Source organism: Streptomyces sp. NPDC043853 (assembly GCF_056436025.1).
On the sequence record NZ_JBWKDJ010000004.1, the window covers coordinates 223,118 to 235,609 of the forward strand.

At 72.4% G+C, this 12,492-nt stretch carries 13 protein-coding genes; 3 read left to right on the forward strand and 10 right to left on the reverse strand.

Going from position 1 to position 12,492, the window contains the following annotated elements:
* Positions 1-83: 83 nt before the first annotated feature.
* The 5 genes from AC067U_RS13220 to AC067U_RS13240 are packed head-to-tail and all read right to left on the reverse strand — an operon-like array spanning position 84 to position 5,154.
* Positions 84-452 (reverse strand): hypothetical protein, encoded by a 369-nt coding sequence (locus AC067U_RS13220; RefSeq protein ID WP_478829762.1) that lies wholly within the window; start codon positions 450-452, stop codon positions 84-86.
* Complete coding sequence (locus tag AC067U_RS13225) at positions 452-1,093, reverse strand: QcrA and Rieske domain-containing protein (RefSeq protein WP_478829763.1); 642 nt, start codon at positions 1,091-1,093, stop codon at positions 452-454. The genes AC067U_RS13220 and AC067U_RS13225 overlap by 1 nt, the downstream gene beginning before the upstream one ends.
* Positions 1,090-1,689, reverse strand: a complete 600-nt coding sequence (locus AC067U_RS13230) for a 4Fe-4S dicluster domain-containing protein (protein ID WP_478829764.1) — start codon at positions 1,687-1,689, stop codon at positions 1,090-1,092. Before AC067U_RS13230 ends, AC067U_RS13225 begins: the two co-directional genes overlap by 4 nt.
* Before the next feature lie 7 nt (positions 1,690-1,696).
* The gene (locus AC067U_RS13235; RefSeq protein ID WP_478829765.1) at positions 1,697-3,994 is read right to left on the reverse strand and encodes a molybdopterin oxidoreductase family protein; all 2,298 of its coding nucleotides are present in this window, start codon (positions 3,992-3,994) and stop codon (positions 1,697-1,699) included.
* Positions 3,991-5,154, reverse strand: a complete 1,164-nt coding sequence (locus AC067U_RS13240) for an MFS transporter (RefSeq protein ID WP_478829766.1) — start codon at positions 5,152-5,154, stop codon at positions 3,991-3,993. The genes AC067U_RS13235 and AC067U_RS13240 overlap by 4 nt, the downstream gene beginning before the upstream one ends.
* Before the next feature lie 244 nt (positions 5,155-5,398).
* Between AC067U_RS13240 and AC067U_RS13245 the strand changes: the two genes are divergently transcribed.
* On the forward strand, positions 5,399-6,565 hold the full coding sequence (locus AC067U_RS13245; protein WP_478829767.1) for a low temperature requirement protein A: 1,167 nt from the start codon (positions 5,399-5,401) through the stop codon (positions 6,563-6,565).
* 14 nt (positions 6,566-6,579) lie between these two features.
* Positions 6,580-7,827: a cytochrome P450 gene (locus AC067U_RS13250; protein ID WP_478829768.1), complete on the forward strand. Its 1,248-nt coding sequence runs from the start codon at positions 6,580-6,582 to the stop codon at positions 7,825-7,827.
* Between the two features lie 109 nt (positions 7,828-7,936).
* Here AC067U_RS13250 and AC067U_RS13255 read toward each other — a convergent pair whose 3' ends face one another.
* Together AC067U_RS13255 and AC067U_RS13260 are read right to left on the reverse strand one after the other, a co-directional pair.
* Positions 7,937-8,428, reverse strand: coding sequence for a DUF5949 family protein (locus tag AC067U_RS13255; protein WP_478829769.1), 492 nt, complete (start codon positions 8,426-8,428; stop codon positions 7,937-7,939).
* A 57-nt stretch (positions 8,429-8,485) separates the two neighbouring features.
* Positions 8,486-9,079 (reverse strand): DUF4352 domain-containing protein, encoded by a 594-nt coding sequence (locus AC067U_RS13260; RefSeq protein ID WP_478829770.1) that lies wholly within the window; start codon positions 9,077-9,079, stop codon positions 8,486-8,488.
* 250 nt (positions 9,080-9,329) lie between these two features.
* On the opposite strand from AC067U_RS13260, the gene AC067U_RS13265 reads away from it, so the two are divergent.
* The gene (locus tag AC067U_RS13265; RefSeq protein WP_478829771.1) at positions 9,330-9,791 is read left to right on the forward strand and encodes a DUF6299 family protein; all 462 of its coding nucleotides are present in this window, start codon (positions 9,330-9,332) and stop codon (positions 9,789-9,791) included.
* 22 nt (positions 9,792-9,813) lie between these two features.
* On the opposite strand, the gene AC067U_RS13270 is transcribed toward AC067U_RS13265, so the two are convergent.
* The 3 genes from AC067U_RS13270 to AC067U_RS13280 all read right to left on the reverse strand — a co-directional run bounded on the left by AC067U_RS13270 (position 9,814) and on the right by AC067U_RS13280 (position 12,491).
* A complete protein-coding gene (locus AC067U_RS13270) occupies positions 9,814-9,981 on the reverse strand; it encodes a hypothetical protein (RefSeq protein ID WP_478829772.1) in 168 nt (55 codons plus the stop codon).
* A gap of 131 nt (positions 9,982-10,112) precedes the next feature.
* Positions 10,113-12,179, reverse strand: a complete 2,067-nt coding sequence (locus AC067U_RS13275; RefSeq protein WP_478829773.1) for a SpoIIE family protein phosphatase — start codon at positions 12,177-12,179, stop codon at positions 10,113-10,115.
* A 21-nt stretch (positions 12,180-12,200) separates the two neighbouring features.
* Positions 12,201-12,491: a hypothetical protein gene (locus AC067U_RS13280; protein WP_478829774.1), complete on the reverse strand. Its 291-nt coding sequence runs from the start codon at positions 12,489-12,491 to the stop codon at positions 12,201-12,203.
* Position 12,492 lies beyond the last annotated feature (1 nt).

The window sequence follows — 12,492 nt, forward strand, 5'->3', positions numbered from 1 at the left end:
GAGCCGCGGTGCCCGTGCGGGTGTTCCGGGCCCGTTCGAGGGCCGCGGCCTGTGGCGGGGGGAGCCGGCTGGCGGCCGACTGGTCACCGGTCCTTCGGATCGAGGTACCACAGGCCGAGCACGACCAAGAACGAGAGGATCAGGAATCCCGCCCCCCACCAGGCCGTCCCGGTGTTCCCCTGCATCCACGCGTTGACGGTGACCGTCAGGCCCCAGAGCTGGCCGGCGGCCACGGTGAGGACCAGTGCGAGCCGGGCGTTGAGTTTGGCGGAACGCTCGGGCTCCTGCTCGGTGCCGGCCCCCGGGCCCGGCCCGGTGTGCCGGACGCGGGGGTCGCCGTAGCCGCTGGTGGGCCGGATCTGCGGGTAGCGCTCCCGGACGGGCCGGTTCAGCCGGGGCCGGGCGCTGCCGGGGCTGTAGGCGGGCCGGGGAGGCAGCGGGGCGTCGCTCATCAGGTCTGCCTGATCTCGGGGGCGGTGGCCGTTCCGGGGCAGCCGAGCCGCTCGGCCATGTCGGGTCGGGAATCGGCGAACTGCCGGCAGAGGGCGTCCTTGGCCGTTTCCCCGGAGCGGGCGGTGGCCACGGCCCAGACGCTGCCGTCGAGCCGCTCGGTCAGGAAGATCCTGGGGAGCGGGCGGGGCGGCGGGCCTGCCGTCACCTCGCCGGTGCGGGCGTCGAAGACGCCCTCGTGGCAGGGGCAGTACAGCTCGCCCTCGGTGCCGCGGTCCTCCCGCCAGAGCACGGCGCAGGCCAGGTGGGTGCAGACGGCGGAGTAGCCGACCAGGGTGCCGTCGGCGAGGCGGACGGCCACGGCGCGGTCCTCGTCGCCGGGGAAGCGGAAGGCCACGGACTGCCCGGGGAGGATCTGGTCGGCGACCTTCCTGGTCTCGGGGAGGGTCTCGCTGTCGCCGTGCCGGTGCAGGATGCCGGCGGCGACGCCGACCCCGCCGATGGCCAGGCCGCCGGAGACGGTGGCGACGATCCGCAGGTAGTCGCGCCGGGTGGTGAGGGAGTCGGCGCTGATCCGGTCGCGGAGCTGTTCGTGGGCGGCCTGGGCGGCGGGTTCGGCTTCCGGCTGTTCGGTCAGGGTCACTGGACATCCACTCCGTTGATCTCGACGACGGGCAGGCCGCCGGGGACGGGCCACTGGACCTTGTCGGCGGGGACGACCATCGCCACGCCCGTGCTGACGACCACGTCGCCGAAGGTGAAGGAGTCCGCGACCTGGACCCCGGGGCGCTCGGCCTGGAGTTCCTCGAGCGTTCCGTAGAACAGGGCGCCGGTGGGGCAGACGGTGGCGCACATGGGGGCGAGGCCGTAGGCGGTGCGGTCGTAGCAGAGGTTGCACTTCATCTGCAGCTTCGCCTGGAGGTCGATCTTCGGGACGCCGAAGGGGCAGGCGTTGACGCAGTTGGCGCAGCCGATGCAGCGGGTGGTGTCGGCCTGCTGCACCACCCCGTCGGCGGTGACCAGGATGGCGTCGGCGGGGCAGACCTCGGCGCAGGGCGCGACCGGGTCCTCGCAGTGCATGCAGACGGTGGGAAGGGAGGCGACGGACCGGCCGGTGTCGGTGTAGTCCAGGTGGATCATCGACTTGCCGCGGTGCGAGTCGCATTCGCGGCAGGCGGAGACGCAGGCCTGGCAGCCGATGCAGCGGCCCGGGTCGATGAAGATCGTGCGGCCCATCATGGTTCGCTCAGCTCCTCTCGGCCGTGCCGCGGCCCTGCGGGGACGTGGGCGGAAGCGGATCGGTGCGGGAGACCTGGGTCTCCGGGTAGGCCACGTGACCGGGGGCGGTGGGGGGTTCCGGGACCTCGTCGACGTGTTCGGCGGCCTCGATCCGGGCGGCGCAGACCTTGTACTCGGGGATCTTGGAACGGGGGTCGAGTGCGTCGAGGGTGAGGGCGTTGGCCGCGGTCGGCACGGGCCAGTGGTAGGGGATGAAGACCGTGTCGGGGCGGATGGCCTCGGTGACCAGGGCGGGGAAGACCTCGCTGCCGCGGCGGGTGACCACCCGGACGGGGTCGCCGGTGCGGAAGCCGTGGGAGGGATGGACCTCCACCCAGGGGCGCGGGGTCTGCTCGACCAGAGCGCCCAGGCGGCGGGTCTGGTTGCCGGAGAGGTAGTGCGCCACGGTGCGGCCGGTGGTGAGGGAGAGGGGGAACTCCTCGGTGTAGGCATCCATCGGGGGATGCCATTCGACGACCTGGAGGTGGATCTTGCCGTCGGGGTGGTAGGTGCGGCCGTCCTCGAACAGCCGGGGGGTGCCCGGGTGGTCGGTCGAGGGGCAGGGCCAGCAGATCCCGCCGGTCTCCTCCAGGCGCTCGTAGGTGATCCCGTAGTAGTCGTTCACGGTGCCGGCGGAGGCGATGCGGAGTTCCTCGAACACCTCGCGGGAGCCGGGGTAGTCGAATTTGTCGCCGGTGCCCAGGCGCTTGGCGAGCTCACACAGCACCCAGGTGTCGGTTCGGACTCCGGGGGGAGGTTCCTGGGCCTTGTTGTGCTTGACCACCCGGGCTTCGGCGTTGGCCATGACGCCTTCGTCCTCGGCCCAGGTGGTGACGGGTAGGACCACGTGCGCGTTGGCCGCGGTCTCGGAAAGGAAGAAGTCGAGTTGGACATGGAATTCGGCGGTGTCGTAACCCTCCTTCACGACCCCGTAGTTGGGCAGGGAGACGAAGGGGTTGTTGCAGATGCCGATCAGGCCGCGGATCTCCTTCCGCCGCATCTGCCAGACCATCTCCATCATCGAGGTGCCGGCGGCGGGGAGCTCGGACTCCTCGATTCCCCAGATCTCACAGATCTCCCGGCGGTGCTCGGGGTTGGCGATGGAGCGGCCGCCGGGGAGCAGGTCGGACTTCTGGCCGTGTTCCCGGCCGCCCTGGCCGTTGCCCTGGCCGGTGATGGTGCCGTAGCCGGCGCCGGGCTTGCCGATGTTGCCGGTGGCCACGCACAGGTTGATCACGGACAGGCAGTTCTCCACACCCTGGGAGTGGTGCTCGATGCCCCGGGCGTGCCAGGCCATGGCCTTGTCCGCGCCCGCGAAGGTCCGGGCGACCCGGACGATCTGTTCGGCGGGGATGCCGCAGATCTCGGCGGCGCGGGCGGGCGGGTACGCGGCGACGGTGTCGCGGACCTCGTCCCAGCCGGTGGCGTGGGCGCCGACGTAGCCCTCGTCGTCGAGTTCCTCCTGGATCACCACGTGCAGGACGGAGTTGAAGAAGGCGGAGTCGGTGCCGGGGCGCAGGGCGACGTGGATGTCGGCGGTGCGGGCGATGGCGGTCTCCCGCGGGTCGACCACGATCAGGGTGGCGCCGCGGTCGCGGGCGCCCCACAGGTACTGGGTCATCACGGGGAAGCATTCGCCGACGTTGGACCCGGCGATGAGCAGGCAGTCGGTGAGGAGGATGTCGGAGAAGGGGTTGCCGGCCCGGTCGATGCCGAAGGCGAGCTTGTTGGCGCCGGCGGCGCTGACCATGCACAGGCGGCCGTTGTAGTCGACGTGCCTGGTCTTCAGGGCGACCCGGGCGAACTTGCCGACCAGATAGGTCTTCTCGGAGAAGAGGCTGGCCCCGCCGAGCATGCCGAAGGCGTCGTTTCCGTGCTGTGCCTGGATCCGCTCGATCTCGGCGGCGGTGTGGTCGAGGGCCTCCTCCCAGGACACCTCGCGGAAGGGTTCGTCACGGGTCCGCCGGAGCAGCGGGGAGGTCAGCCGGTCGGGGTGGTTGACCTGCTGGTAGGCGTTGATGCCCTTGGGGCACAGGCGCATCCGGTTGATGTCGTGGTTGCGGGGCTCCACTCCGAAGACCTTGCCGGCCCGGTCCACCCGCAGGTACATGCCGCACTGGACCCCGCAGAAGCAGCAGTGGGTGGGGACGAGGGTCTCCCCCTCCTGGTCGGCGTGCCACCGGTCGGCCGGGATGCCGCCCGCGTCGCGGAAGTTGCGGGTGCCGGGCGGGGCGATCGAGGGGTCGAGCGGCAGCGGTGAGGTCACTTGAACCCCTTCTTGACGTCCGTGAGGTAGGCGCTGCCCCGCAGTACCCGCTTGCAGCGGGGGCAGTACTCGGCCCATGCGTCGAAGTCGAGTTCCAGGTCCCTCATCGTGCCGCGCAGGTTCTCCACGTACGGGGCGGTGTCCACCGGCTCGCCGCAGCGCTTGCAGGCGAAGACCTGCTCGTCCTGCCGGGCGGTGTACTTGAACAGCTGCATGCCGACGGCGGCGGGCCGCTGGACGATGTGGAAGAACTTCCCGAACGGGATGTAGACGAGGGTGAAGACGACCGAGGCCATGTGGAGGATCGCCAGGAACTCGTAGCCGCCGCCGTGCAGGAAGATCGAGGAGAAGGTGAGCAGCAGGCCGGTGACCGAGATGACGATCAGCAGGATCAGCGGCAGCAGGTCGTAGGCGAAGCGCTGTCCGGTGATGGCTCCGCGGTCCTTCATCCGCCGCCACAGGAAGTAGCAGGCGCTGGGGATGACCAGGACGGCGGCGAGGTCCAGGCCGTGGAACATGACCCAGCCGAAGAAGTCCAGGGAGTCGAAGCCGAGGACCTTGAACCCCCAGATCCGCATTTCGTAGCCGGGGCCGGAGCCGGTCGAGGAGGTGAAGGTGAACCAGCCCCAGGTCAGCGGGAAGGTGATGGCGGCGGCCAGCAGGCAGCCCCAGAAGATCAGCTGGTGGGCGATCCAGCGGGGGCGGGAGCGGGCGCCGAGGAACTTCTGGAAGCCGAGGTAGGTGGCGATCATCCTCGGCAGCGCGGTGGGCGCCTGCCTGAAGTTGTCCGCCGAGAAGAAGCTGCCGAAGCCCTTCCTGAAGAGCCGGTTGGCGCCGGGGGCGGAGATCCAGACCGTGTAGCGGTAGGCGATGCCGAAGGCGAGGAAGACGGTGGCGACGGCGTACGGCAGCAGGGCGGAGTCGAAGTCGCGCAGCAAGCGGCTGCCCAGCACGATCGCGAGGACGAGCAGCAGGGAGACGGCGGCCCCGGCGAGGGTGGCGCGGGCGGTGAGGGACATCCCGGCGGCAGGACGGACCGGTGGCGCCGGAGGCATCGGAGGCGCCTGCGGGGGTGGTGGTGCCGGCGGGGGCGGCAGGGCCTGTGGGGGCGCCGCCTCGGGGGGAGGCGGCGCGGCGGGTGGTTCCGTGGGCTCGGGCACAGCTCCACGCTAGGTCGTATGTACCGATTGGGCTCGTTTTGCCACCCGTGCGGTTGGCCCGTTGGAGGGACCTCCGGGGGAGGGTCGGCCGGGGCCGACCGGATCCGCGGGAGGTGAACGGGAGGGGATCAGCAGGGGGCTTCGGCGCCCGTGCGGGCGTGGAACCAGTCCGCGCGGGCTACCCGGGCGCCACGAGCCGCGCGCCTCGCCTCGCGGCCGGCGTACGGCTGATGTGCTGGGCGGCATGGCGTACGTACAGATGACCGCCCGCAGCCGTGACGAGGCCCATCGGGCGGCGACCCCGCTGGAGCTGTTCTTCGACCTGTGTTTCGTGGTGGCGGTGGCCCAGGCGGGCCGGCAACTGGTGCACGCGCTCGCCGAGGACCACGTCGCGGCCGGGATCACGGGCTATCTGTTCGTGTTCTTCGGGGTGTGGTGGGCCTGGATGAACTTCACCTGGTTCGCCTCCGCCTACGACGTCGACGACGTGCCGTACCGGATCGCGACCCTGGTGCAGATCGCCGGTGTGCTCGTCTACTCGGCCGGGATCCCGCGCGCCTTCAACGACAACGACTGGACCGTCGCCGTCCTCGGCTACATCGTGATGCGGGTGGCCCTGACGGCCCAGTGGCTGCGCGCCGCCAACGGGGAGACCGGCTCGGCCCGGCACTCCGCCCACCTCTACGCGGCCGGGCTGGTGGTCTGCCAGGTGGGCTGGATCGCCCTGCTGTGGGCGCCGGAGAGCAGCAAGCGGTGGCTGTTCCTTTTGCTGGTGGCGGCCGAGCTGCTGGTGCCGGTGCTCGCCGAGCGGGGCCACCAGACGCCCTGGCACCCGCACCACATCGCCGAGCGGTACGGCCTGTTCACCATCATCGTGCTCGGCGAGACGATCGCCGCGGCCACGGTCGCCGTCCAGTCCGCGCTGGACGAGCACGAGGCCCTGGACCTGCTGCTGCCGATCGCCGCGGGCGGGCTGCTGCTGGTCTTCTCAGCCTGGTGGATCTACTTCGCGGTGCCCGTGCACCACCGGCTGACCGGCAACCGGGAGGCCATTCCGTGGGGGTACGGCCACTTCGTCATCTTCGCGTCGGCGGCGGCGATCGGCGCCGGGATCGAGGTGGCGGTGGAACACGCCGTGGGGAAGGCGCACCTCTCCACGGTCGCCGCGAACCTGTCCGTGTGCGTGCCCGCGGCGCTGTACATGGCCTTCGTGTGGCTGCTGCACTCCCGGCACTTCAAGGAGGGCGTGGCGCAGCAGCTGACGCTGCCGGTCTCGGCCCTGCTGATCCTGCTGTGCGCCTGGACGGGTGCGTACGCGGTGCTCTGGGCCGGGCTGGTGGCCACCGCCACCGTCGCGGTCGGCGTGACCTTGGCCCACCGGACGCGTTCTGGTCGTCAGGTGAGCGGATGAGAAGGGGTACGGCCATGAGGGTCCCGGCACAGCGGTACGGCGGTCCGGCGGGCGGCGACCTGGCCGATCCGGCGTTCTGGCAACTCCCCCCGGCCGAGCGGCTCGCCGCGTTCGCGCGGCTGCGGGCGCTCGACGGGCCCTCGTACTTCGCCGAGGGGCGCGGGCGGGGCCACTGGGCTCTGGTCCGGCACGCCGAGGTGCAGGAGGCCAGCCGGAACCCGAAGGTGTTCGCGAGCGCGCCGGGGGTGACCACGCCGGAGCCGGCCCGCTGGGTGCGGGCGCTGTTCGGGGACTCGATGGTGAACCTGGACGGCGGCGACCACGCCCAGCTGCGGCGGATCGTGCAGCGGGCGTTCACCCCGCGGCTGCTGGCCGCCGCCGAGGCCGACGTCCACGCGGTGGCGGCGCGGATCGTCGACGACGTGCTGGCCCGGCGACCGGACGAGTTCGTCTCCGCGGTGGCCTCCCGGCTGCCCCTGGAGGTCATCTGCAACATGATGGGCATCCCGGAGCGGTACCGGCCGGAGATCGCCGACCGGGTCAACCACGCCTCGGAGAACATCGGGGTGGAGCGCGGGCTCGCCGACCGGCTGCGGATCCCGGGGCGGGGCCTGCGGGCGCTGGCCCGGATGCAGCGGATGGTCGCGGGCATCGGCCGGGAGCGGCGCCGGAACCCGGCCGACGACCTGATCTCGGCGCTGGTGACCGCGAACGTGGACGGGCAGGCACTGGGCGCACGCCAGTTGGGGGCGTTCTTCTCGCTGCTGATGGTGGCCGGGGTGGAGACCACCCGGAACGCGATCACGCACGGGCTGGCCCTGCTGACGGACCATCCGGACCAGCGGGAGCTGCTGCTCTCGGACTTCGAGAGGTACGCCGACGGCGCGGTGGAGGAGATGATCCGGCACTCGACGCCGATCATCCAGTTCCGCCGGACCGTACGGGCCGAACACGCGCTGGGCGGGCGGACCTTCGTGCCGGGCGAGAAGGTGGTGCTGTACTACGCCTCCGCCAACCGGGACGAGGCCGTGTTCACCGACCCGGACGGCTTCGACATCACCCGTTCGCCCAACCCGCACCTGGGGTTCGGGGGCGGCGGTCCGCACTTCTGCCTGGGGGCGCACCTGGCCCGGGTGGAGATGAAGGCGCTGTTCCGGGAGCTGCTGACCCGGCCGCGGGACCTGCGGGCGGTGGGGCTGCCGGACCTGGCCGGGTCGAACTTCGACAACCGGGTGCGGACGCTGAGGTTCGCCTTCGAGTGAGGCCCCGGGAGACCGGTCCCGGAGGGGCGCCGGGAGGCCGGCCACCGGGCAGGCTGGGAGCCCGGCGGCCGGCGGTCCCCGGTGCGGGCGGGCCGGAAGGCTTGCCCGCCTACTTCTGCAGGCGCATCACCCGGAGCAGGCAGTGCGCGCTGGCGGTGAGCACGCTCTCGTCGCCCGCATAGGCCTGCAGCATCTCCGCGGTCACCGGCTTGCCGGGCACCGCTTCCGGCCAGGCACGGGTACTGAAGAGGAAGTACACCTCTCCGATGTCCTCGACGGCTTCCACCCACTCCGGCGGGGCGGTGCAGGTGGCGTTCAGGCCGGGCAGGGTGAGGGCGATCTGGTCGTCCACGACGAGCACCTGGACCGTGAAGGACGGGTTGCCGGTGGCATCGAGCATCTCGTCGCCGATGGGCAGGCCGATCTCCTGCAGGAGCGCCTCGGCGGCCTTCTCGCTGGCCTCCCGGCCCTTGGGGCCGTCGCCGAGGATGTAGGCGAGGAGGTACGGGATCTTGTGGCCCTCCGCGGGGTCGCCGATCCACGCGAGCACGGAAAGCGTGCCGAGCCGGGACCGGTCGATTTCGGCTTGAGTTGAAGTCATGCGCCGCACCCTAGTGGTCTTTCCCCCGCCCCTTTCACGGGCCGTCACCCGGGCGGGCTAGACATCCCAGAAACCTTCTCCGGAATTCGGCCTGATGTTCGCATCCTGGTACTGCAGCCGCACGATGCGCACGTTTTCCGGAATTTCGAACACGACCCAGCCCTCCGCCCGGTCACCCACCGGGAGGGAATCGAAGACGAGCGGTTTGCCGGTGGTGAGCTCGCCGGAGGGAACCGACGGATGGCGCCGCCCCGCGCTGTCGTGCGCCCACATGCGTCCGAGTGACCCGTACGTCGCGCCGCCGACGTTGACGAAGGACATCCCGGCGGCCACCCAGCGCCGGCCGGCCGGCGGACCGTACTGCGCGTCCAGGCTGACGGCCGGGTCGACGTAGGCGTTGAGCACGGCCTTCAGGTGCCGGCCGAGTTCCCGTCCGTGCACCTGCACCGCGTCCCCGACGTGCGCTCGCGCGTGGTGCGCCGCCTTGCCGCGGCCGCCCGGCGCGTGGTCGTCCACCGGCACGGCGGGCACGGCGGCCGGGGCGACGGCACCGCCCTCCCGCTCGTCCGTGCAGCCGGCCGCGCCGAGCAGCAGGAGCGGGAGGAGCGGGAGCAGGGCGAGTCCGGCGGGTAGGGCGGACGGGCGGGCCATGGCGGATCCCTTCACGGGCGCGGGGGCCTTCAGCGGCCATCGGGGTGAGGTGGGTGAGGTATTCCGGCCAGTCTCACGCGGCCGAGCGGGCAATTGCACACAGCGACACGAGCGCGCCGGACGAGATGCCCGGGTCCGGCCAGCACAATTCGAGGCGGCGGATTTCCCCCGCCCGGGCACACCCCGGAGTTCACCCCAGAGTTCACCCCTGACTTCACCCCCGAGACCACCCGCGACTCCCGGAGGATTCATGCGAATTCCCGCCCCCCTTACCCCCTCCCGCCTGGCCTTCTGCCTGGCCGCCGGCGCTGCAGCGGCAACCGTATTCCTCGCTCCGGCGACCGCCGGGGCCGACGGCGATTACATTTCCGTACAGCCGTACGGGCATATTTCCGAGAACGGCACCGTCACCCTTTCCGGGACCTACCGGTGCTCGGCCTCTTCACCCTCTGGGGCGGTTCAGGTTTCCGCGACCCTCGTCCAGGAGGGGACCCGGCTGGCCTTCGGCGGCGGCGAAGCGGTGTGCGACGGCGCGGAGCACGACTGGGCCGCCACCGGCACGCTCCGGATGACGCCCGGCATCCACGAGGGAGGTGCCGGGGCGGAGGCCCGGCTGCAGGCGGCACGGCTGGCGAGCGGCTTCCCGCCGGTGGCCGTGGCGTACGTCGCCGAGGACCGCCGCGACGTCGAACTGGTCGACCACCGCCGCTAGCCACGGGCCTCCTACGCGCCTCCTACGGGCACTCCGGGCCGAGGCCGACCATCGACATGAAAGCCACCGACCGGCAGGACGGGTCCGCCTGAGGGCGGCCCGTCGTCCGGCCGAGTGCGGCCGGTACGCCGGCCGCGAGCAGGAGGGCAGCGAGGAGGGCGGTGGACGCCCAGCGCTTGGCCGGTCTCATGGCCGCATCGTTCCCATGGGCAGATGCTCACGCCGCCGTCGGCACCGCACAACCGGACGCGTCCACCCGAGTCATCGCCGCGCCGTGCGGCCCGGGGCGGGCCGTGCCCGGCGCGGCCCGGAGGGGGCGGCCTACACCGTGGCCGGGGCGTCGAACTCGCACCACACCGCCTTGCCGTCGCCGCGCGACTCCACGCCCCAGTGCGAGGCCAGCGCGTCCACCAGCAGCAGCCCGCGCCCGGTGGTCGCCGCCTCGCCCGGGGTGCGGCGGCGCGGCCACACGCTGGACCGGTCCTTGACCCACAGCCGGACCTTGCGGACCGGTTCCGGCAGCACCTCCATGGTGAGGACCGCCCCGCCGTCCGTGTGCAGCAGGGCGTTGACCAGCAGTTCCCCCGCCGCCAGCTCCACGTCGTCGGCCAGCGTGGGCATGCCCCAGTCCCGCAGGGCCTGGCGCAGCGCGTAGCGGGCCTCGGACAGTCCCTCCGGGTCGGCCTGGTGCACGTACTGGTGGATCCGCGGTGCCCGGTGGGTGCCCGGGTCCGGGGCCCGGCGCAGCACCAGCAGGGCCACGTCGTCACCGGAGCCCCAGCGCTCCCACAGCCGGTCCAGCAGATGGTCCGCCAGCGCGCCCGCCTCCTGCGGGCCGGTCCGCACCGCGTGCGCCAGCGCCTCCATGCCCGCCGTGATCGACTCGGCCGGCTCCTCCACCAGCCCGTCCGTGCACAGCACCAGGGTCTCGCCCGGGACCAGGTCCAGCCTGGTCTCGGGGAAGTCCTCCTGCGCGAAGGACGAGGCCAGGCCCAGCGGCAGGCCGCCGCGCAGGTTGGGCCAGCCGGTGCGGCCGTCGGTGTGGCGGATGAGCGGTCCCAGATGCCCCGCCCGGACCGCCCGTACGCCGCCGGTCTCCAGGTCCACCTGCGCGTACGTACAGGTGGCGAATCGTTCCGTGTCGAGCTCCGCCAGGAAGCGGGAGGCGCGGGCGAGCACCGTGGACGGGGGGTGCCCCTCCCCCGCGTAGGCGCGCAGCGCGATCCGCAGCTGGCCCATGATCGCCGCCGCGTGGGTGTCGTGGCCCTGGACGTCGCCCACCACGATCCCGACCCGGTCCCGGGGCAGCGCGATCACGTCGTACCAGTCCCCGCCGACCTCCCGCCCGCTCCACGCCGAGTGGTACCGGACCGCGATCTCCCCGCCCGAGATGTCCGGGATCCGGCGCGGCAGCATGGCCGCCTGCAGGCCGGTCGCGAACTCGCGCTCCTGGTCGAAGAGCAGTGCCCGCTGCAGGGACTGGGCGACGATGCCGGCGAGGCCCAGGGTCAGGTTCCGCTCCTCCGGGGTGAACTCGCTGCGCCGCCGGTAGAACAGCACCAGTCCGCCGATGGCCTTGGCCTGCGCGATCAGCGGCAGGTAGGCGGCCGCGTCGAACACGATGGCCCGCAGGTAGTGCTCGATGTGCGGGAACTCCAGCGCCAGCTCGTCCATGGAGGTGACGAACCGCGCCTTGCGGGTCATCACCGCCCGGGACAGCGGGATGTCGTCCTCCAGCCGGGTGAAGCGCCGTTCGTTGAGGATGTCCAGGGACTCCCCGCTCAGCGCGATGATCTTCATGGCGCCGTTCTCCACCAGGCCGAGCGCCAGCCCGTCCGCGCCCAGACGTTCCAGCGCCCCCGCCCCGGTCAGCACGGCCGTGACGTCGTCCACGGTCACCGCCCGGGACAGCGCCTCGGTGGTCCGCTGGACGATCGTGGTCTGCTTGGCCCGGGCCACCTCCAGCTTCCGCAGCAGCTCGGAGTGGGCGAGCTCGGCCCTGGCGTCCCGCACCACCCCGACGATCCGCCGCGCCGCTCCGTCCGGCTCCCGGATGATCCGGCCCTGGGTGTGCGTCCACTGCTGTACGCCGTCCCGGCGGAGCACGGTGAAGTACGCGCCGTAGGACTGCTCGCCGCCTTCCAGCGCGGTCTGTGCCACCTCGCCGAGCCGGACCGCGTCCTCCCCCGGGATGTGCAGGCCGAGGCCCTCGGGGGTGCCGTCGAACTCCTCCGGGGTGAGGTCGAAGACCGCCATCGCGGACGGGTCGGCGATGACCCGCCCCGTCCCGAGATCCCACTCGAAACTGCCCATCCCGTTGAGGGCGAGCCGCTCACCCGGGCCGGTGACCGCGCCCGGGCCCGGCGCACCGTCCGCCTCCGCTGCCATGGGACACCACCTCGGGGTCTGTCAGGGGCCGGGCCAGCACGGCTGCGAGATCAGCCGCTCCCACTCCTCGTCAGGATGCCCCGGAAGGGTGCGCCCGGCCTCCCGCCAGCGCTCGAGGAGGGAGAGGTAGATCGCGGGGGCGGTCGCCGACGCGGAGGGGAAGGGCCCGGCCGTCCGGGCCCGGTCGTACCCGGGGGTGGGGGCCGGTGCGGGGGCGGCGCCCCCGGGACCCGGGGCGGGCGCCGCCGGCTGTTCCGCCCGGCTCGCGGGAATGCGGACCCAGCCGCGTCCCTGTGCTCGCTCCCGGCTCATC

What these genes read in the sequence shown, in the direction of transcription:
- AC067U_RS13220 (WP_478829762.1), bottom strand. Translation starts at nt 452, where the DNA reads ATGAGCGACGCCCCGCTGCCTCCCCGGCCCGCCTACAGCCCCGGCAGC.
- AC067U_RS13230 (WP_478829764.1), bottom strand. Translation starts at nt 1,689, where the DNA reads ATGATGGGCCGCACGATCTTCATCGACCCGGGCCGCTGCATCGGCTGC.
- AC067U_RS13245 (WP_478829767.1), top strand. Translation starts at nt 5,399, where the DNA reads ATGGCGTACGTACAGATGACCGCCCGCAGCCGTGACGAGGCCCATCGG.
- AC067U_RS13250 (WP_478829768.1), top strand. Translation starts at nt 6,580, where the DNA reads ATGAGGGTCCCGGCACAGCGGTACGGCGGTCCGGCGGGCGGCGACCTG.
- AC067U_RS13255 (WP_478829769.1), bottom strand. Translation starts at nt 8,428, where the DNA reads ATGACTTCAACTCAAGCCGAAATCGACCGGTCCCGGCTCGGCACGCTT.
- AC067U_RS13260 (WP_478829770.1), bottom strand. Translation starts at nt 9,079, where the DNA reads ATGGCCCGCCCGTCCGCCCTACCCGCCGGACTCGCCCTGCTCCCGCTC.
- AC067U_RS13265 (WP_478829771.1), top strand. Translation starts at nt 9,330, where the DNA reads ATGCGAATTCCCGCCCCCCTTACCCCCTCCCGCCTGGCCTTCTGCCTG.
- AC067U_RS13270 (WP_478829772.1), bottom strand. Translation starts at nt 9,981, where the DNA reads ATGAGACCGGCCAAGCGCTGGGCGTCCACCGCCCTCCTCGCTGCCCTC.
- AC067U_RS13275 (WP_478829773.1), bottom strand. Translation starts at nt 12,179, where the DNA reads ATGGCAGCGGAGGCGGACGGTGCGCCGGGCCCGGGCGCGGTCACCGGC.
- AC067U_RS13280 (WP_478829774.1), bottom strand. Translation starts at nt 12,491, where the DNA reads ATGAGCCGGGAGCGAGCACAGGGACGCGGCTGGGTCCGCATTCCCGCG.